The 18,339-nt window shown below is 34.8% G+C and carries 23 protein-coding genes; 18 read left to right on the top strand and 5 right to left on the bottom strand.

What is annotated here, in order from left to right:
- Position 1: 1 nt before the first annotated feature.
- The 12 genes from KHA88_RS17360 to KHA88_RS17305 all read left to right on the top strand — a co-directional run bounded on the left by KHA88_RS17360 (position 2) and on the right by KHA88_RS17305 (position 12,001).
- Positions 2-871 carry a 6-hydroxymethylpterin diphosphokinase MptE-like protein gene (locus KHA88_RS17360; protein ID WP_213099781.1) on the top strand — a complete coding sequence of 290 codons (870 nt, stop codon included), beginning with the start codon at positions 2-4 and terminating at the stop codon, positions 869-871.
- A complete protein-coding gene (locus KHA88_RS17355; protein ID WP_249308765.1) occupies positions 871-2,040 on the top strand; it encodes a glycosyltransferase in 1,170 nt (389 codons plus the stop codon). The genes KHA88_RS17360 and KHA88_RS17355 overlap by 1 nt, the downstream gene beginning before the upstream one ends.
- Before the next feature lie 3 nt (positions 2,041-2,043).
- The gene (locus tag KHA88_RS17350) at positions 2,044-3,099 is read left to right on the top strand and encodes a glycosyltransferase family 2 protein (RefSeq protein WP_213099782.1); all 1,056 of its coding nucleotides are present in this window, start codon (positions 2,044-2,046) and stop codon (positions 3,097-3,099) included.
- 67 nt (positions 3,100-3,166) lie between these two features.
- Entirely contained in the window at positions 3,167-4,330 is a 1,164-nt protein-coding gene (locus KHA88_RS17345) for a GNAT family N-acetyltransferase (RefSeq protein ID WP_213099783.1), read from the top strand.
- A 55-nt stretch (positions 4,331-4,385) separates the two neighbouring features.
- Complete coding sequence (locus KHA88_RS17340; protein ID WP_213099784.1) at positions 4,386-5,450, top strand: glycosyltransferase family 2 protein; 1,065 nt, start codon at positions 4,386-4,388, stop codon at positions 5,448-5,450.
- Between the two features lie 69 nt (positions 5,451-5,519).
- A complete protein-coding gene (locus KHA88_RS17335) occupies positions 5,520-6,185 on the top strand; it encodes an acylneuraminate cytidylyltransferase family protein (RefSeq protein WP_213099785.1) in 666 nt (221 codons plus the stop codon).
- Positions 6,186-6,206: 21 nt separating this feature from the next.
- Positions 6,207-7,034 carry a 3-deoxy-8-phosphooctulonate synthase gene (gene kdsA / locus KHA88_RS17330; RefSeq protein WP_249308767.1) on the top strand — a complete coding sequence of 276 codons (828 nt, stop codon included), beginning with the start codon at positions 6,207-6,209 and terminating at the stop codon, positions 7,032-7,034.
- A 21-nt stretch (positions 7,035-7,055) separates the two neighbouring features.
- On the top strand, positions 7,056-8,036 hold the full coding sequence (locus tag KHA88_RS17325) for a KpsF/GutQ family sugar-phosphate isomerase (RefSeq protein ID WP_346729077.1): 981 nt from the start codon (positions 7,056-7,058) through the stop codon (positions 8,034-8,036).
- A 3-nt stretch (positions 8,037-8,039) separates the two neighbouring features.
- Positions 8,040-8,567: a KdsC family phosphatase gene (locus KHA88_RS17320; protein ID WP_213099786.1), complete on the top strand. Its 528-nt coding sequence runs from the start codon at positions 8,040-8,042 to the stop codon at positions 8,565-8,567.
- A gap of 31 nt (positions 8,568-8,598) precedes the next feature.
- The gene (locus tag KHA88_RS17315; protein WP_213099787.1) at positions 8,599-10,764 is read left to right on the top strand and encodes a right-handed parallel beta-helix repeat-containing protein; all 2,166 of its coding nucleotides are present in this window, start codon (positions 8,599-8,601) and stop codon (positions 10,762-10,764) included.
- Between the two features lie 247 nt (positions 10,765-11,011).
- Positions 11,012-11,518 (top strand): DoxX family membrane protein, encoded by a 507-nt coding sequence (locus KHA88_RS17310; RefSeq protein WP_213099788.1) that lies wholly within the window; start codon positions 11,012-11,014, stop codon positions 11,516-11,518.
- Between the two features lie 171 nt (positions 11,519-11,689).
- Positions 11,690-12,001 carry an ATP-grasp domain-containing protein gene (locus tag KHA88_RS17305; RefSeq protein ID WP_213099789.1) on the top strand — a complete coding sequence of 104 codons (312 nt, stop codon included), beginning with the start codon at positions 11,690-11,692 and terminating at the stop codon, positions 11,999-12,001.
- Positions 12,002-12,164: 163 nt separating this feature from the next.
- Here KHA88_RS17305 and KHA88_RS17300 read toward each other — a convergent pair whose 3' ends face one another.
- On the bottom strand, positions 12,165-13,409 hold the full coding sequence (locus KHA88_RS17300) for a protoglobin domain-containing protein (RefSeq protein ID WP_213099851.1): 1,245 nt from the start codon (positions 13,407-13,409) through the stop codon (positions 12,165-12,167).
- A gap of 522 nt (positions 13,410-13,931) precedes the next feature.
- On the opposite strand from KHA88_RS17300, the gene KHA88_RS17295 reads away from it, so the two are divergent.
- The 3 genes from KHA88_RS17295 to KHA88_RS17285 all read left to right on the top strand — a co-directional run bounded on the left by KHA88_RS17295 (position 13,932) and on the right by KHA88_RS17285 (position 15,893).
- On the top strand, positions 13,932-14,438 hold the full coding sequence (locus KHA88_RS17295) for a DoxX family membrane protein (protein ID WP_213099790.1): 507 nt from the start codon (positions 13,932-13,934) through the stop codon (positions 14,436-14,438).
- 65 nt (positions 14,439-14,503) lie between these two features.
- Complete coding sequence (locus KHA88_RS17290; RefSeq protein WP_213099791.1) at positions 14,504-15,010, top strand: DoxX family membrane protein; 507 nt, start codon at positions 14,504-14,506, stop codon at positions 15,008-15,010.
- Between the two features lie 265 nt (positions 15,011-15,275).
- Positions 15,276-15,893 carry an NUDIX hydrolase gene (locus KHA88_RS17285; protein WP_213099792.1) on the top strand — a complete coding sequence of 206 codons (618 nt, stop codon included), beginning with the start codon at positions 15,276-15,278 and terminating at the stop codon, positions 15,891-15,893.
- A 66-nt stretch (positions 15,894-15,959) separates the two neighbouring features.
- Here KHA88_RS17285 and KHA88_RS17280 read toward each other — a convergent pair whose 3' ends face one another.
- Both KHA88_RS17280 and KHA88_RS17275 read right to left on the bottom strand, forming a co-directional pair.
- Positions 15,960-16,139 (bottom strand): YfhD family protein, encoded by a 180-nt coding sequence (locus tag KHA88_RS17280; RefSeq protein WP_213099793.1) that lies wholly within the window; start codon positions 16,137-16,139, stop codon positions 15,960-15,962.
- A 37-nt stretch (positions 16,140-16,176) separates the two neighbouring features.
- Positions 16,177-16,308 (bottom strand): YfhE family protein, encoded by a 132-nt coding sequence (locus KHA88_RS17275; protein WP_213099794.1) that lies wholly within the window; start codon positions 16,306-16,308, stop codon positions 16,177-16,179.
- A gap of 114 nt (positions 16,309-16,422) precedes the next feature.
- Between KHA88_RS17275 and recX the strand changes: the two genes are divergently transcribed.
- Together recX and KHA88_RS17265 are read left to right on the top strand one after the other, a co-directional pair.
- Positions 16,423-17,220, top strand: a complete 798-nt coding sequence (gene recX, locus KHA88_RS17270) for a recombination regulator RecX (protein WP_213099795.1) — start codon at positions 16,423-16,425, stop codon at positions 17,218-17,220.
- Positions 17,221-17,232: 12 nt separating this feature from the next.
- Positions 17,233-17,547: a YfhH family protein gene (locus tag KHA88_RS17265; protein ID WP_213099796.1), complete on the top strand. Its 315-nt coding sequence runs from the start codon at positions 17,233-17,235 to the stop codon at positions 17,545-17,547.
- 39 nt (positions 17,548-17,586) lie between these two features.
- On the opposite strand, the gene KHA88_RS17260 is transcribed toward KHA88_RS17265, so the two are convergent.
- Complete coding sequence (locus tag KHA88_RS17260) at positions 17,587-17,748, bottom strand: YpzG family protein (RefSeq protein WP_213099797.1); 162 nt, start codon at positions 17,746-17,748, stop codon at positions 17,587-17,589.
- 18 nt (positions 17,749-17,766) lie between these two features.
- Complete coding sequence (locus KHA88_RS17255; RefSeq protein WP_213099798.1) at positions 17,767-17,949, bottom strand: small, acid-soluble spore protein K; 183 nt, start codon at positions 17,947-17,949, stop codon at positions 17,767-17,769.
- A gap of 98 nt (positions 17,950-18,047) precedes the next feature.
- On the opposite strand from KHA88_RS17255, the gene KHA88_RS17250 reads away from it, so the two are divergent.
- Positions 18,048-18,314, top strand: a complete 267-nt coding sequence (locus KHA88_RS17250) for a YfhJ family protein (RefSeq protein WP_213099799.1) — start codon at positions 18,048-18,050, stop codon at positions 18,312-18,314.
- Positions 18,315-18,339: the final 25 nt, after the last annotated feature.

Here is an 18,339-nt window from a genome sequence, read left to right as displayed (position 1 = left end):
TATGACAATAAAAGAGGTTTTGAAAAGGTATAAATTTACATACTATTTCCTTAAACAAATAAGAAAGTTACAGTACTTTATCAATCCCTATGTTATTGATACTATTAGTTTCAATTTTAATAAGTTTTTAAGAGTAAAACATATTAATAGAAACAGTCGGTATGAAAAGCTAAGAAATATAAAAAATAAGCATAAAGGTGAGAGGTGCTTTATTGTAGCAACAGGCCCGAGTTTGTCAATTGAAGATTTGGAAAAATTAGACAATGAAGTTACCTTTAGCATGAATTCAATCTGTTTAGCTTTCGATGAAACGGATTGGAGACCAACATATTATGGTATTCAGGATATAAGTGTATTTAATAAGCTTGAGAAATATATAGAAAAATTAGATGTCGAATGTACATTCATAGGTGATGTAATTTTAAATCATAAATATATTTCAGATAATCATTTTATTTTTCCACTGAATTTGCTGAACCATAATATGAATCACCAAAAATATAACACAAAATTTAGCGATGATGCCTTTGCTGTAGTATATGATGGGTACTCCATTACATACTCCCTCATTCAAATAGCAGTATATATGGGTTTTAAAGAAATTTATTTACTTGGAGCTGATTGCAACTACTCTAGTAATATGAACCATCATTTCAAAGAATACGGTCTTGTAGATCCTACCTTTTTATCAGCTGGTGAAAAAATGATTAGCGCATACAAAGAAGCGAAGAAATATGCCGAACGTAATCATATAAAAATTTATAATGCTACTAGGGGCGGAATGCTCGAAGTATTTAGAAGAGTAGATCTTGATGCAGTATTATCTGAGAAAAATGAGAATCGCCAACCGTTAACAATGAAAACAATTTAATGCTTCTGAATGAATATAGGGAGGAAGTTTTTATTGAAAAAAAAAAGCTTTTGTTAGTCACAGATGTGATGTCAATTGGTGGAGTAGAAAAAGTTATTGTAAATACATTGAACGGGATCGATTATTCTATTTTTGATGTTACTCTTTTTATTATGTATAAGACAGAAGGAGAAATAAGTAACATTAAAAAGATTCCAGCAATGGTGAACATACAATATTTATTTAATAAGCCTCCTAAAGGGGCTTATCAAAGAATTTTATATTATCTATTTATGTTTTTCCCACATACAGTAATCAATTCATTCATTGTGAAAGAATCTTATGACATAATTGTTACTACTAAAGACGTTTTCTCATATCCAATTAGTGTAAACAAGTGTAAAAAAGTGATGTGGATTCATGGAGGATTAGAATATCTAGAAACAGAAAATCCCTCTATATTTAATAAAATTAAAATATGGTACAAAAATAGAACTTACAGTAAGTTTAATCACATACTGTTGCTGACCAATGCTGCAAAAAAGAGATTTTGTAATAAATATGGTACCGAAGATAGATGTCATGTACTATATAACCCTATCAATAATGATGAAATAACTAAACTATCAAATGAAGCAGTATTAGATTATGAATTCAAATCTGATATGGTAATTATTTGTTCTTGTAGATTAAGCATTGAAAAAGGGGTAGACAGATTATTAGATGCTTGCAATAAGTTATTCCAGGAAGGTTATAACTTTAATTTAATCATCTTGGGAGATGGACCAGAAAAGGTAAATTTAATGGAAAAAATTCAAAATAACCCTCTTTTGAATAATAAAGTAGCGATGTTAGGGTTCAAGGAAAATCCATATAAATATATAAGTAAGTGTAACATTTATATTTCACCTTCAATAACGGAAGGGTTTTCTTTGTCAATTGCCGAAGCGATGATTTTGGATTTACCTATAATAAGCACTAATTGCAATGGCCCTAAAGAAATATTAGAAAATGGAAAATACGGTTTATTAGTTGAAAATACTGAAAACGGAATCTATCAAGGATTAAAGAAGATAATATCAAACCGTGATTTGATTGATTATTACAGATTAAAAAGCGGAGAACGTAAGGAGTTCTTTTCTTATGAAAAAAATATTAGGGCATTAGAGGGAATTCTGAAAGAGGGGTAGTTGATGAGTAAGGTTAGTGTAATCGTTCCTATCTATAATGCAGGGAAAACATTGGATAAATGTGTAAAATCTATTCTTAAACAAACTTTTAGCGATTTTGAATTAATATTAGTAAATGATGGTTCGACTGATAATAGCTTGTCAATTTGCAAGAAGTATAGACAGCAGGATAGCAGAGTAATTGTAATTGACAAGAAAAATGAAGGAAGCGTTGCTACAAGGAGAAAAGGAGTAGAAAGTTCAAGATCTAATTATATTCTGTTTGTTGATGCGGACGATTGGATAGATAGAAAAATGATAGAAGAACTATACAATGAAACGAAGAATAATCTTGATATCATTGTATGCAATACTTATAAAGTGTTAGGGAAAGGCCTAATAAAACAAAAAAACCATAGTATATATTTTAAAGAAGATAAAATTTACAATAAAGAAAAAGTCAAAAAAGATTTAGTGGTAGCTTATTTGCATGGGCATCCATTTCCTGCATTCCTTCATGGAAAGTTATTTAAAGAAGAATTAGTTCGGAATAGCGGAAAATATTTAGATAGGATTTCTTTTTTAGGGGATGATCTATTTTACAATTTAGAAATGTTCCTTAAGGCGGATAGGGTTAAGGTCATTGATAAACCGCTTTATTATTATAGATTAGGTGGTCTTACAAGCAAATATATGCCCAGTTTATTTGATGACATGGTTAACGGCTTCGAAATTCAGAAAGAAGTTGTTGATCAGTATTTTCAAAGTACAAAAGAAATTGAATATAATGGTATTTGTATTATGTTACTAAATACGTTTAAAACGTGTTTGTATAATTTATTTATTAGTGATCTTACTAAGTTAGAAATAAAGGAACGAATAAGGGAATATGTTAATCATTGTAGTGTTATAGAGAGTATTCATAATACCGGTTCGATTAGATTCTTTTCAAAGGAATATTTAAATGCCATAAATCATAATGATATTGACTATCTTTACCAGTTAGGGGAACAACAGTATATTAGAAGTAAACCAAAAAGGACTTTTATTAATACTCTGTCGAAATTAGCTATAATCTAAAAGGGATCTTTCAATTTGAAAGATCCCTTTAATTCTATCAAACTAAGGAAAGGATGATGTGGAAAAAATGGAGGTAATCATACATCAACAAATTGATTCATTGGAAAAAATATTACCAAAGTGGGCAAAATTAAAAGAGGGATTCCGTGAAATAACAACTTTTCAGGATATTAATTGGATTAAAGGTTGGTGGGACTACAAAAGCAAACAAAGAAATATCACTCCTTACATTATAGAAATAAGAAAAAGAAATAATAATGAAACGATAGGAATTATCCCACTTTATTACTCGCATGTAAAAGTTGCAGGATTAAGTTTTTGTATTTTAAAACCTATGGGTTCGGAACTGTCTGACTACTTAATTCCAATCTTATCAAAAGAATATTCGGCTGAGAAAATACTTAGTGAAGCATTAGATAAAATATATGAAGGTAAATCAAATTGGGATTGCATAATTTGGGGAGATATACCAGAGAACTCATTCTTTGATTCTTTTTTGAATACACATCTTTCGGAGGAGTACGCAATGATTGAGAGAAAGAGAGCAGACGTTTGCCCATTTCTTATACTCAACAAAGATGTTGAGGAAGTAATACTTAAATTTGATAAAAAGCTTGTGAAAGAAGTTCTATCTAAAGAAAGAAAATTAAAAAGAGATGGAAGCCTTAATTATTGTAAAGTAGTGACTGCAGACGAGATAGAACCAATAATGAATAAGCTTTTTGAATTGCATTGTGAAAGATGGGAAAAAACAAATACTCCAAGTAGATTTAGATTGAAGGAAGAAAGAGAGCATGCATTACTGGCAGCTAAAAACCTCTTTAATAGTAATTTATTACATCTATCTTACTTAATTCATAATGACGAAATTGTAGCAGTTGAATGTGCAAAGACAGACGGAAAAAAGATCTATCTTTATCTTACAGCCTTTAATATAAAATTTAAAAGGTACTCTGTTGGCAATCTTTTATTATATAATCTCATTCTCGAGGCATGTAAAGAGGGATATGAAATAGTGGACTTTACTAGAGGGAATGAAAGTTATAAACAGCAATGGGGTACTATAGATAAATATAATGTAAACTATGTCTTTTTTAACCTCACTTTAAAGTCTGTGCTATTCAAAAGTATCCATCGTATCTATCACTCTAAACATTTTAATTTATATATGCAAAAGTTTGTAGCGAATCGACTTCTTGCAAAATCAGCAGTAACTAAACAGGGTGATTAATTTTCCTGTGTAAAAAATATTAAGGTATTTAAGGGAATTTGAAAGGAGATAGATTATGGGGAGGGTTAGTGTAATTGTTCCTATTTATAATGCGGAGAAAACATTGGATAAATGTATCAGATCTATTCTTAAACAAACTTTTGGCGATTTTGAATTGATATTAGTAAATGATGGATCTACTGATAATAGTTTGTCGGTTTGTGAGAAATATAAACAAAAAGATAGTAGGATACTTGTAATAGACAAGAAAAATGAAGGAAGCATCGCCACGAGGAGAAAAGGAGTGGAATGCTCAAATTCGAATAATATTATGTTTGTTGATGCAGATGATTGGATAGACAAACAAATGATTGAAACATTATATAATGAATTAATTTCTAACAACCTAGATATAGTTGTATGTAATAGTTTTGATGTCTTTGGCAATGGACATATTATTAAACGGAAGTATGATAGTTACTTTTTTAATAGAGAAAAAATTTATAATAACGAAGAAATTAAAAGGGAAATAGTTCCTTCCTACTTCCACTATGGAAATGCATTTCCTGCTTCACTTTGGGGCAAACTATATAGAAAAGAGTTACTCATTGATGGTGGTAGATTTTTAGAGCGAATACATTTCTTTGGGGATGACCTTTTTTACAATCTTGAAATTCTAATGAAAGCCAAAAGAGTGAAAATTATTGAAGCGCCTTTATATTATTACAGAATGGGTGGCTTTACAAATAGTTATATGCCTTATTACTTTGATGATGTATTCAATGGTTATCAAATACAAAAGGAAATAATTAATGAATATTATTTAGAAACTAAACAAGAGCAATATAATGGTATTAGTATTATGCTCTTGTATTTGTTTAGAAATGGCTTATATAACTTTTTTTATGGAAACCTAGATGAAACAAATATTAAAAGCTTAATAGGGGAATATGTTTCAAATAGAAATGTAATCGAATCTTTAAATAATGTAGGTTCGCAGGAGAACTTTTCTATAGATTACATAAATGCAATAAGGAATCAAGATATAGATTTTCTTTATTCAATAGGCGAAAATATGTTCAAAAGAAAAAGAACTAAAAGGGCTATTAAATCGTTTCTTACTAAATTATCTTTTGTCTAACAAAGCGTCGGGTACTGTTCTTTATAGTGAACATAACGTTAAAATCAAATTCTTCGGGAGATGTTAATATTGAAAAAAAGAGTAGTAGCATTTGTCCCAATTAAGTTAAATAGTCAAAGATTAGCAAAAAAAAATATCCTTCCGTTAGGTGATCACTCATTAAGTTGGTACGTATTTAACACACTATTGGGTATCGAAGAAATTGATGAAGTCTGTGTTTTTTGTAGCGATGAAAGGATCATGGATTATATACCAATAGGAGTGAAATTTGTACAAAGAGATCCGTACTTAGATGGCGACATGGTTAAGGGCAATGAAATATATGAATCTTTTATTAATACCGTCGATAGTGATATATATTTACTTGCACACACTACATCACCATTGATGAGGCAAAGATCAATTGAAAATGCTTTAAATAATGTGTTAAGTGAAAGCTATGATTCTGCTTTAAGTGTTCAAAAAAAACAAACCTTTGCCTGGTATAAAGGTCAGACGCTAAATTATGAAAGTAACGATATTCCAAGGACTCAAGATATAGAGCCTATATATATAGAAACAAGTGGATTTTATATTTTCAAAAAGGAACACTTTTTAGCACATAGAAGAAGGGTTGGATTTTACCCATATTTTCAAGAATTGGATGATATTGAAGCGATCGATATTGATACGAATGAGGATTACGAATTTGCCTTAATGATCATGAATAAAAATAAAATCCCATTAAAAATCTAATATCCATTGGAGATGAGCTTTATGGTTAAGGAAATTAAATTACAAGATAACATTATCTTTGGTGGCAATCGCCCATTTGTGTTGATTGCAGGTCCCTGCATGATTGAAAGTGAAAAACTAATAATGGAAACAGCTGAAGTAATAAAAGAAGTGACGGAAAAACTTAATATACCGTTTGTTTTTAAAGCATCATTTGATAAAGCCAATCGTTCCTCCATTTATTCTGAAAGAGGTCCCGGAATGAATAAAGGATTGGAGATATTAGAAAAGGTAAAAAGTAACTTACACATTCCTGTTACGACAGATATCCATGATGCCAGCCAAGCGGAAGTTGTTGCTGGAATCGTGGATATCATTCAAATTCCAGCTTTTTTATGTAGACAAACGGATCTGTTAGTTAGTGCTGCTCAAACGAACAAAATCATTAACATTAAAAAAGGGCAATTTTTAGCTCCATGGGATATGAAGAATATTGTAGTAAAAATAAAGGAAGCGGGAAACGATAACATCTTATTAACAGAACGAGGTTCGACGTTTGGTTATAACAACTTGGTGGTTGATATGCGTTCGCTACCAACCATAAGGGAATTTGATGTTCCAGTTGTTTTCGATGCTACGCATAGTGTGCAAATCCCTGGCGGTTTGGGAACGAGCACCGATGGAAAAAGAGAGTTTGTCCCGTATCTCTCTCGTGCAGCAGTAGCGGTCGGTATCGATGCTTTATTTTTAGAGGTTCATCCTGACCCAGATCATGCTTTATCAGATGGACCGAATATGATTAAACTTGATGATCTTGAGGAAGTTCTTACACCTATAGTAGAGATCGATAGACTTATAAAGGGAATGTAAAAAAAGGGAGGGTGTACAACTGTGACAAATTTATTAGCGACTAATAGTCATATAACCACCATTAAAGAAGTTTTAGAGGAAGAAGCCCAGGCCATCATGAATTTAATAGCTGGTGTAAATCAAGAAATGTCCAAAATAATAGAAGTAATTCTTGAATGCAAGGGAAGAGTTATTGTAACGGGTGTTGGGAAATCCGGAATTATTGGCCGGAAAATCACAGCTACTTTAGCGAGTACTGGTACTCCCTCTTTATTTTTACACCCTGCTGAAGGACTTCATGGCGACTTGGGAATGGTAACTGATTCCGATATTGTATTGGCACTGTCTAAAAGCGGGGAATCTAATGAAGTCATCAATATCATACCTTCTATTAAACGAATAGGCGCAAAACTTATTGCATTTGTAGGTAATGAACATTCTACTTTAGCAAATAAAGCCGATCATATTCTTTGTATTGGTATGGTAAAGGAAGCTTGCCCATTGGGCTTGGCACCAACTACGAGTACAACCTTAATGCTTACATTAGGTGACGCTGTTGCAATTGCGTTATTAAAAGCCCGTAATTTTACATCCGAAGATTTTGCTGTTTATCACCCGGGTGGTTCACTAGGGAGAAGACTATTAATCACAGTTAATACTATTATCGAAATTACTAAAAAAAATCCCATATTAAACAAAATGAGCACAGTTGAAGAGGCTATATTTAATATGACTGAATCCGGTGTAGGAGCAACAAGCATTATTGATAACAATGGAAAATTAGTTGGCATTATAACGGATGGGGATATACGAAGATCTTTAGCAAAAGGGCAAAGTTTTATAAATCTTACTGTGGAAGATTTATACAACAGGAATCCCCACACGATTAAACAAGAGAGCCTAGCTGTTGAAGCATTGAATATCATGGAAAATTTAAAGATAAATGTCTTGCCAGTAGTAAATGATCTAAACGAACCTATAGCTATGATTCATTTACATGATATAACAAGGTTAGGTTTTTAAATAATGAAAAAGGCCGAAATTAAATTAATCGTATTAGATGTTGATGGTGTACTAACAGATGGAAAACTACTAATTGGTTCGAATGGTGCCGAATATAAAAGTTTTCATGTGAAAGATGGAATGGGTATTAGCCTAGCACGTTACCACGGAATAAAGATTGCCATAATTACTGGTAGAAAATCCGAATCTGTCAATATTCGCTCAAAAGAGCTGAATGTTGATTTTATATTCCAGGGGATCACGAATAAAGAAGAAGCATTAAATGAAATTGTTACTTCACTTAATATGAATCTACAGAATGTATTTTATATGGGTGATGATATCAATGACCTATCAGTTATTAAATTAGTTGGATTTTCAAGCGCTCCTAGTGATGCTGCAGATATTGTAAAGAAATCTGTAAATTTTGTAAGTAATTTTACTGGTGGAAATGGGGCTGTTCGAGAAGCAATAGAATTAGTCCTATCTCAACAAACAGATTATCATGTTCTCGTTGAGAGTTATCTTAATAAGAATACAAATTTAACTTAGTAATTAAAGAAAGATGACAGGGAGTTATACTATGAAAAGGTGGATCATTTTATGTGTTGTAGTAGTTTCCTTAATGGCGGGTTCCGTTGTTCTGGTCGATCAAGGTATGACACCAGCTACCGAATCCACAGCTCAAACAAAAAGTGAGATAAAAAATCCAGCATATGAACTTGAGTTAGGTCGATGGAATGTGTCCAACGACGGGACCAATCCTCAGGAAACCACCAAAGGGATCAACTCCGCCCTTCAATGGGCAAAGGAAAATGCCTATAAAAGCTTTATAATACCGGATGGAACTTATCTTATTGCTAAAGGTACGGAACAATCTGATTCTGAAGACAGTATCTATATGGTTAGCGACATGGACTTGATGTTAAGTGAAAAGACAATACTGCAAAAAGAGGCCAATGCATTTGAAGGCTATTCCGTTCTATCCCTTGATAAAAGTGTGAAAAATGTGACTGTGAAAGGAGGCACTTTTTTGGGAGATCGTGATCATCACGATTATTCAAAAAAGGGAACCGAAACAGCTGGAACACATGAATGGGGATATGGAATTTCAATAATTGGGGCGGAAAATGTGGTTATTGATGGGGTGAAAACAGAAAAGTTTACGGGAGACGGTATTTTCGTGGGTGGAAGTACTATTACGGGATCTTCTATTATGGAAACAGATTTAGAGTTAGGAAGTATTGACGATATGGGGAGACCTGTCAAAGCAAAAGGGAAGATTCGCACAAATAACCGAGATATCACAAATTTTGACGATCCTGCATACAAAATATATGAAAATATACATTTCTGGCTTCCAAATGGAATCGCCGATGGCAGTAAAGTAGATGTATATTATTATCGAAAAGATGGAAGCTTTATCAAAGCGGATAAGCAAATAGCGTATTTTTCAGGAGAATCACTAATTCCAAAAGAAGCTGATTATTTTCGGGCGGTATTTGAAGCCGCTTCAACAAAAGGAGTTCAGGTAGAACGGATGACTGTCGCCATTGCTAAAAATATCACGATTAAAAATTCCGATATAGGATATAACAGAAGGCAGGGAATTAGCTTAGTTGGTTCGGATGGGGTGCAAATTGTAGACAACCACATCCATCACACGAACGGAACTGCCCCACAGAGTGGCATTGATGTCGAACCGGGATTCTATCCCGGAAAGAACACCATTATTAAAGGAAACAGATTCACCGACAACATCATACAGGTTGTCCTTGCTTACGGTGAGAATGTCCGGATTGAAGATAACCATTTTGAACAAAATGTAAAAAATTCTGTTGGGGTATATGTGCATGAAGGATTTAGTGGGGAAATTGATGTGAAAGATAACTCTTTTAATGGTTCAGGGTTAACTTTAGATTCTGAAAATGCTATGGCTGAGAGCAACCAATTCAAAAACGGTGAGGTTAACTTAGTTGGAAAAAATATCACTTTTAGGAAATCTACTCTTGTTGATACAAGCCTTGACGTGGGGAGTGGTGAAGGTCAGAAAATATCAAATGTAACGATTCAGCATAACGGAATTCGTCCTCTAGCATTGTACATTCGGGATAAATCGGTACTATTGAAAAATGTAGCCATTAAAGCCAAAACAAAAGGAAAGGATTTAATTTTAGGACCTGGGAACAGCCAAAATGTCTATGATCGATTGAAAGTGGAAGATAGTGATGAATCAGGGACCGTCCTTCCTGCTGGTACATACATTCAATGTTCCTTCAAGGCAGGGAGCCTTGCAATTAATAATGTTGGGAAATATGTTCTGGACGAATGTGTTGTAAAAAGTAAAGGAAATTTGCTGATGGTAGATAGTACGTATGGGAAGCCGGATGTCGCCATTAAGAACTCTGACCTAGAAGTAATGGGAAATATCGAAGCCGGTGCCGCCGTATATATTTTAGGAGCCCAGAACTTCGAGCTTTTGGACAGTATGGTATTAGCAAAAAACAACAGTAACAGTGCGCCCCTTATAAAGATAGGCCCATACGGGGATCCGATACAAACAAATGTGTTTGATGCAATTATTAAGGGGAACATCCTTCATACGAATACAGACATTTCTGCAATAGACACTTCTAACGCAGGAACCAATGCTCCATCATATTCAGTAGAGGATAACACTATATACAATGCTAGTTTGGATTTGACGAAGAAGGATAGGAATCATAATAACAAGCTAATTACACATTGAGGAACTTATAAGCTCAGGCTATGACAAAGCATTGAGCTTTGGCTTTTACACCTTTGTCAAATCGGTGACATTATCTAAAACCCCTTGCAGAATCTTGGAAACCATTGTATATTAAGAGTGTAAATAGAATGTGAAGTGATTCACAAGAACTTAAGTTCAAAATCAGCTGATCAAAGCAATATATTTTTTTAACATAATATGTGAATAATTTCACAATCTATACAAATATATTTTAGGAGTGAGTGAAATGAAAAAATGGTATGAGCATCGCTTAGTTGCTATTGTCTGGGCAGCATTAAGAATTTGGCTTGGGTTTCAATGGTTGGAAGCGGGATGGCATAAGCTTGGCGCATTCGATGCTGCTGGATTTTTAAACGGGGCAATTGAAAAAGCTGGTGGCGAATTCCCGGCAGTTCAAGGTTGGTATGCTGGTTTCTTAGAAACAGCCGTACTTCCAAACGTAAAGATTATTAACATTCTTATCCCTTGGGGAGAAATCCTCGTTGGTATCGGCTTAATCGTTGGAGCATTGACATTACCAGCACTAATTGCAGGGGCATTCATGAACTTGAACTTCTTAATGGCAGGTACAGTAAGCACTAACCCGATTTTACTAACAGCGGCAATCATCCTTCTCTTCGTCATAAAAGGGACAGCATATTATGGAATAGATCGGTTCTTGGTTCCTGCAACAATCAATAATTTCCAAGATAAAGGTATATTTAAAAAAATCCGAGGTGCAGCAGCACATTAAGTGAAATAATAAAAAACGGAAGGGCGGATTGCTCTTCCGTTTTTCGTAGTTTTAGCTAACAGACCAAACCTACGTTTGATAATCCCGCCAATTTTATCAGTAATCGCACTGAATGATTGAAAAATCCCGTCAGGAAAACGACTAATATATTTATTAAAAGGAAAGATCAATATGAGAGCTGGTGAAACGGATAAATCTATAGTTGTAAAAGACGAAAAATTAAAAAAACTTATAGGAAAACTTATTTTAACCCTTAACCCTCTCGGACCAATAGATATAGATTGTTTTAAGACTGAGCATGGCTATGTGATATCTGAAATTAATCCAAGATTTGGAGGGGGGTATCTACATGCACATGAAATGGGGCAAGGATTCGTTAAAAATATTATCCACAACTTACAAGGGGAGCCTAATGGATTGACCGAAGGCGATTATAAAGAAGGAACAACGATGGTTAAATATGACCATTATATAGTTATTTAATATACTAGGATGAACTATAGAGAGGGAAGAGTTAATTCTTCCTCCTAGCTACATAACTAATCAACTAAAAAATCATGGGAAACAGGAACGGAATATAGAACTTCCTGTTTCCTAAATCATGAAACTTTGTATGTAGTTATGAAAGGCAATTTACTTTGAGTGCTCAGTTCATATCCTGAGTAAACATTGTAAGATTGTCCGCAGATAGAGCGACCTCTTCAAATGCTTTCCCTAATTCATTAACTACATTAACAAAAGAAACAAGTTCATTTTCAATCTTATTATTTTGGAGTTTAGTTTCACCCATCGTTTTTAGTATTTCTTCAAAATGGTCTTCAGTTTCTTCCATACTATTATTTCCGTTCTTAACAGCATCTCTAATTTTTTCGAGTGATTGTGTTAATTTCTCTACTTGGGAGTTCGTGTTTAAGATTAATGTAGCTACGTTTGTAACTGATTTCTTTGTTTCTTCAGAAAGCTTCCGAACTTCTCCAGCTACGATTGAGAATCCTCTACCATGTTCTCCAGCCCTTGCAGCTTCAATTGCAGCATTTAATGATAACAAATTGGTTTGGTCTGCAATTCCAGTTACAATGTTTACAATCTCTTGCATTTGTTTCGATATTTCTAATAATACTTCTACATCACTTGAAATATCGTTTATGGAATTTTGGATGTTTTCCATATTAATACTCTGCTTATGTAGTTGGTCCTTCCCATTTTGAGCACGTTCTTCTGCAAGAGTAGATAATTCAGCTCCCATATTTGCAAAGGAAACAATATCATAGGATTGTGAATGCAGTTGTTGAAAGGAAGCATTCGTTTCTTCAGAAATTGCAGCGAGATTTTGTGATGCACTTGCTACATTGTCTCTTATCATTGCTTTTTGCTCTTCGATTTCACTTCTAAGCCTGTCGGATTCAGAGTCATATGCTTCTAGAACTAATTGTTGTTCAAGGTTTAATATTTTTGATACAGATCTTATTGTTCGAAAATAATCTTCCTTTTTGGTTAATTTTTCTTCAATTATGTTAACCAGCGACAGGAATAAATCCTGAAATGCGCACATATACCACTTTGTTTGTAAACCGATCCTAACATGAATATGTGCAATACGGATTCTCTTTTCAAAATAAGCTTCATTAATTACTCCATCAAACATTTCAGAAATGTGTTGCTTCAGAGTTTTCTTTAATCTTTCAATGGAGCTGTTATCATTGATGATCATTAGTAATGAAGGTTCGTTTTCCAAGTTTTTATAAAATCTATCAACAATATAATCAATTTTCTCAATAACAAATGGTTGAATGCGGTTAATAATTTGCAAATCCTCTACTGTAAGTTCAATCATTTTTAGTTGCTTTTCAACATCGCTGTTACTATTTATGTTTAATTCTCCTTTTCCCATTGCTTCTTCCGTCTTCCCAGTTGTCTTTCTAAATTTATCAAAAATCAATGATGAGACCCCCTGATGCTCTTCTATACATATGGGTAAATAATACCATATAAACAAGTCAACGTCGTTTTATTTCTAAGCCTTACTAACCTGGGTATATAGTAATTTAAGATTTGCGAATAAGCTTCTAATGCGGTTTATCGTAAAATCCTCCGGGAGTTGGTGTTTTGCAGAAAGAGCTGGGCGGCCTTATCGTTTTGTATTTTGGATAGTGAAACATTAGCCAGATGATAGAGGGGTTTAGAGAAAAAGACATCTTGTTTTTGAGATTATTCGAAGCTATGTCAAATTGGTGACATTATCCAAAACCCCTTGCGGAAAATTGGAAACCATTGTATATTAAGAGTGTAAAGAGAATGTGAAATAATTCACAACCGACAGAAGTAAATCAGCTGATCAAAGTACTAATATTTTTTTAACATAACATGTGAATGATTTCACAATCACTACAAAACTAATTTAGGAGTGAGTGAAATGAAAAAATTGTATGAACATCGCGTAGTAGCAATCGTCTGGGCAGCATTAAGAATTTGGCTTGGAGTACAATGGTTGGAAGCAGGATGGCATAAGCTTGGAGCATTCGATGCCGCAGGATTTTTACACGGAGCAATTGAAAAAGCCGGTGGCGATTTCCCAGCAGTCCAAGGTTGGTACGCTGGTTTCCTTGAAACCGTAGCCCTTCCGAACATCAAAATTATTAACGTCCTTATCCCTTGGGGAGAAATCCTCGTAGGTGTCGGCCTAATCGTTGGAGCATTGACATTACCAGCATTAATTGCAGGGGCATTCATGAACTTGAACTTCTTAATGGCAGGTACAGTAAGCACTAACCCGATTTTACTAACGGCGGCAATCATTCTTCTCTTCGTCATAAAAGGAACTGCATATTATGGAGTAGATCGGTTCTTGGTTCCAGCAACAATCAATAATTTCAAAGATAAAGGGATATTTAAAAAAATGCGCGGTGCAGCTATACACTAATAAAGTTTTTATAAAAAATTTAAAGATGTATGTGAATAAATTCACAATAATAAGGAGTGAGTGAAATGAAAAGATGGTATGAACATCGCATAGTCGCTATTGTCTGGGCAGCATTAAGAATTTGGCTTGGAGTACAATGGTTGGAAGCAGGATGGCATAAGCTTGGCGCGTTTGATGCAACTGGGTTTCTACATGGTGCCATAGAAAAAGCTGGTGGCGATTTCCCGGCTGTCCAAGGTTGGTACGCAGGATTTCTAGAAACGTTTGCACTACCTAATGTAAAATTGATTAACATCTTAATTCCTTGGGGAGAGGTTCTCGTCGGTGTCGGCCTAATCGTTGGCGCATTGACATTACCCGCACTAATTGCAGGAGCGTTCATGAACTTAAACTTCTTAATGGCAGGTACAGTAAGCACTAACCCGATTTTACTAACAGCGGCAATCATCCTTCTCTTCGTCATAAAAGGAACTGCATATTATGGAGTAGATCGGTTCTTGGTTCCAGCTACAATCAATAATTTTAAAGATAAAGGGATCTTCAAAAAAATCCGAGGTGCAGCAGCGCATTAAGTGAAAAATGATTAAACGGGAGGGCGGATTGCTCTCCCGTTTTTCGTAGTTTAATCTTTACTAGGATTTAGTCTGATAATCCGGCCAATCTTATCAATAATTCCGCCGAATGAGTGAATAATCCCGCGAATAACCTGGTTAATCCCGCTAATTGTTCACTTAATCCAGCGAATGATGTTATTTCTTCCTTCCATAGTTCTTCAATATGGTATCATGAAAGCGATATTTAGCAGGTACTAATTTTCAATGAAGGGTGTTGTCAACTATGAGTCATCAATGGCTTGACTGGGCGAAAAGGATACAAGCACTATCGCAAGCTGGATTAAAGTTTTCAAAAGATGTTTACGATATTGAACGTTTTGAAGAACTACGCAATATTAGTGCTGAAATCATGGCATTACATACAGGTCTCGAAATGGAAAAAGTCAAAAATTTATTTGCGAATGAAACAGGGTATCAAACACCTAAAGTTGATATTCGAGGTGCTGTATTCAAAGATGAAAAAATTCTTATGGTGAGAGAAAACTATGATGATCGTTGGTCATTACCTGGCGGATTTTGTGATATTGGTTTATCACCAACTGAAAATATTATTAAAGAGATTAAAGAAGAGTCAGGCTTTGATGTGAATGTCAAACGACTGTTAGCTTTATTAGATTCCAATTACCACCCCCATCCGCCACAACCCTATCATTATTATAAATTATTTATCCATTGTGAAATCATCGGGGGAGAGGCAAGTATTGGTGTGGAAACAAATGATGTCCAATTTTTCTCTGAGCAATATTTACCGAAACTTTCAACTAATCGAAATACAGAATCACAAATTAAAATGTTATTTGAATTTATGAGAAATCCAAATAAAGAACCTTTACTGGATTAAATACAAGATAATATATACTGTAATGAATAAAACAGGAGTGCATCCTCGCACTCCTGTTTTATTTGCCTATTTTCTCTTAGCCCGCTTGTCAGCTGCTTGCGATCTTGCCATCGCCTCTCGATCGTCCTGGTCAGCCAGTTCCTCAGAAAACTCTACATCTAATCCGTCAGATTTCATATTCTTTGGTACCTGTGGAAGCTTCTGTTTGTTTTTGTCCCGTGCCTTACGTCTATCGTCACGTCCCATGTTGAAAATCCCCTTTTAAGAGTAGTATTAAATAACTCTACTTTCGGCGTCTAGGCTGATAATCTGTAAAGCCTCCAGCTTTGTCAGCCTTTTTGAATTCATTTGAATAAAGAACTTCCTGTGTAGCGGACAATGTGCTTCTCGTATCCACTTCGTTTCGTTTTCTCATCAAATCGGCTCCTTCATTATGTATTCATTTTCATTTTGCCCAACGCCGCTTTAAACATACTCGTTAGAATGTATGATAAAATATATGTACTATTCGTCATTAAGGGTGATGCTTGTGCCAATCATTACGAAAATAACGACACAAAAAAATGCAACTGACCGTTATAATATTTTTCTAGATGAAAAATTTGCCTTTGGTGTCGATGAAGAAGTATTTATTCGATTTCAGCTTGGTAAAGGTAAGGAATTAACGGAGTTAGAGATTTTCCAGATTCAATATGAAGACGAAATTCGAAAAGCTCTAAATGCAGCCATTCATTATTTATCATTCAGGATGCGGTCTGAATCGGAAATTCGCGCATATTTAAAGAAAAAGGAATGGGAAGAGCCTGTTATTCAGGCAGTTTTATTAAAATTGAATGAACGAAATTATATTGATGATCTTGAGTTTGCTTCCGCCTTTGTTCGTACTCAAGTAAATGGGGGAAAAAAAGGACCTGGTACGATTAAACAGGAGTTAAAGCAAAAAGGGGTCGAGGAGCAATACATTGAGCAAGCTTTAAATGAATACAGTGAAGAGCTGCAAGTTGACCACGCCACCCAGCTTGGTAATAAGTTGGCGAAACAAAACAGCAAGTTATCTGAGCGGTTTTTAAAACAAAAGATTGAGCAAGCGTTGATGATCAAAGGCTTCCCATTTTCTGTCATCTCAATTGCAATGGAAGAAATTGAATATGAAAAAGAAGACGATGACGAGTGGCAAGCAATGCTTGTCCAAGGGGAAAAAGCCCATCGGAGGTATAAAAGCTTTTCAGGCTATGAATATAAGCAGAAAATGAAACAAGCTCTGTTTCGAAAAGGGTTTGCTATTGAATTAATTGATCGATTTCTTTTGGAAAAAGAAAATACATAAGGCGGTTGTAAAATGGAAAATGAAAAAAGATATAGCCAAATGACAGAAGCTGAGTTAAAACAGGAAATTGTTCAGCTAAAGGAGAAGGCGCGTAAAGCTGAGCAACTTGGAATTGTGAACGAATTCGCGGTAATGGAAAGAAAAGCTGTCATGGCAAAAGCGTACTTATTGGATCCTGCAGACTTTAAACCTGGTGAAATTTACGCAGTTGATGGTGCTCCTGGAACTTATTTTAAAATTGACTATATGAATGGGGTTTTTGCCTGGGGCTATCGGTTGAATGGTAACGGGAAACAAGAGGCGCTGCCAATTTCACTTTTAAAATAAGTCATAGCGGGATTCTGATTCCCGCTATGACTTCTTAATTTACCTTTTCTGCCGTTTGACTACGTCTCTTTGCAGAATAACGTTATCAACGGACAAATCAGTTTGCCCGTTTACTTGTGAATGGACGTTTTTGGGGTTGTACCACGCTCTATTAAATGGACTAAGTTGTCTGTTTAAATGGGTGTTTTCTTTATTTATCATATCCACTCACTCCTATTATTAAAATCGGGTGTTTTCAACCTCGCTAACATGTTCCCTTGCACCGGAAGCCCGCATTCTTTCTTGTGGAGCAGTATTGGTTGTGCCATTGGCGCGTTTTGAGGCAAATTCTGGTTTAGCACGTGGCTCGCCTTCGAATTTATTATCGTTTCCGTACGGAAAGTCTTTTGCTTTATTGCGCATCTAGACAGCCTCCTTTTGCTTGGTGCGGAAAAAAGTTTCCGCATGTTATTATTATGGATATAAAGTGTTGATATTATGAGGAAGGGAAGCGATCTAAAATGAATGACTATCATGAACGTTTAGCGGAATATTTACTTGAGAAGAATCCAAATTTGTCGGCATCAAAGGCTCGGACGTGGGTGGAGTTATTTTGGGATGATTTTGAGACAACTTATGCGAAAGCTGGGAGAAAATACCGTGGTCCCGAAATGGCTGAAAGGGTTGTACGTTCCTGGATAAATCAATATGGGGATAAGCTTCATGAATTTGCGGCACTAAATCCTAAATATGCCCATATGCTTAACGAGGAAGAAAATGAAAAGTAATAAAAATGCAGCCTAGTACTTGTAC

Source organism: Lederbergia citrea (assembly GCF_018343525.1).
GTDB lineage: Bacteria > Bacillota > Bacilli > Bacillales > Bacillaceae_C > Lederbergia > Lederbergia citrea.
This window is presented reverse-complemented; position numbering and strand designations above follow the sequence as displayed.

What these genes read in the sequence shown, in the direction of transcription:
- KHA88_RS17320 (WP_213099786.1), top strand. Translation starts at nt 8,040, where the DNA reads ATGAAAAAGGCCGAAATTAAATTAATCGTATTAGATGTTGATGGTGTA.
- KHA88_RS17310 (WP_213099788.1), top strand. Translation starts at nt 11,012, where the DNA reads ATGAAAAAATGGTATGAGCATCGCTTAGTTGCTATTGTCTGGGCAGCA.
- KHA88_RS17300 (WP_213099851.1), bottom strand. Translation starts at nt 13,409, where the DNA reads ATGGGAAAAGGAGAATTAAACATAAATAGTAACAGCGATGTTGAAAAG.
- KHA88_RS17345 (WP_213099783.1), top strand. Translation starts at nt 3,167, where the DNA reads ATGGAGGTAATCATACATCAACAAATTGATTCATTGGAAAAAATATTA.
- KHA88_RS17355 (WP_249308765.1), top strand. Translation starts at nt 871, where the DNA reads ATGCTTCTGAATGAATATAGGGAGGAAGTTTTTATTGAAAAAAAAAAG.
- KHA88_RS17340 (WP_213099784.1), top strand. Translation starts at nt 4,386, where the DNA reads ATGGGGAGGGTTAGTGTAATTGTTCCTATTTATAATGCGGAGAAAACA.
- kdsA (WP_249308767.1), top strand. Translation starts at nt 6,207, where the DNA reads ATGGTTAAGGAAATTAAATTACAAGATAACATTATCTTTGGTGGCAAT.
- KHA88_RS17360 (WP_213099781.1), top strand. Translation starts at nt 2, where the DNA reads ATGACAATAAAAGAGGTTTTGAAAAGGTATAAATTTACATACTATTTC.
- KHA88_RS17295 (WP_213099790.1), top strand. Translation starts at nt 13,932, where the DNA reads ATGAAAAAATTGTATGAACATCGCGTAGTAGCAATCGTCTGGGCAGCA.
- KHA88_RS17275 (WP_213099794.1), bottom strand. Translation starts at nt 16,308, where the DNA reads ATGAGAAAACGAAACGAAGTGGATACGAGAAGCACATTGTCCGCTACA.
- KHA88_RS17315 (WP_213099787.1), top strand. Translation starts at nt 8,599, where the DNA reads ATGAAAAGGTGGATCATTTTATGTGTTGTAGTAGTTTCCTTAATGGCG.
- KHA88_RS17255 (WP_213099798.1), bottom strand. Translation starts at nt 17,949, where the DNA reads ATGCGCAATAAAGCAAAAGACTTTCCGTACGGAAACGATAATAAATTC.
- KHA88_RS17290 (WP_213099791.1), top strand. Translation starts at nt 14,504, where the DNA reads ATGAAAAGATGGTATGAACATCGCATAGTCGCTATTGTCTGGGCAGCA.
- KHA88_RS17350 (WP_213099782.1), top strand. Translation starts at nt 2,044, where the DNA reads ATGAGTAAGGTTAGTGTAATCGTTCCTATCTATAATGCAGGGAAAACA.
- KHA88_RS17305 (WP_213099789.1), top strand. Translation starts at nt 11,690, where the DNA reads ATGAGAGCTGGTGAAACGGATAAATCTATAGTTGTAAAAGACGAAAAA.
- KHA88_RS17250 (WP_213099799.1), top strand. Translation starts at nt 18,048, where the DNA reads ATGAATGACTATCATGAACGTTTAGCGGAATATTTACTTGAGAAGAAT.
- KHA88_RS17285 (WP_213099792.1), top strand. Translation starts at nt 15,276, where the DNA reads ATGAGTCATCAATGGCTTGACTGGGCGAAAAGGATACAAGCACTATCG.
- KHA88_RS17280 (WP_213099793.1), bottom strand. Translation starts at nt 16,139, where the DNA reads ATGGGACGTGACGATAGACGTAAGGCACGGGACAAAAACAAACAGAAG.
- KHA88_RS17265 (WP_213099796.1), top strand. Translation starts at nt 17,233, where the DNA reads ATGGAAAATGAAAAAAGATATAGCCAAATGACAGAAGCTGAGTTAAAA.
- KHA88_RS17260 (WP_213099797.1), bottom strand. Translation starts at nt 17,748, where the DNA reads ATGATAAATAAAGAAAACACCCATTTAAACAGACAACTTAGTCCATTT.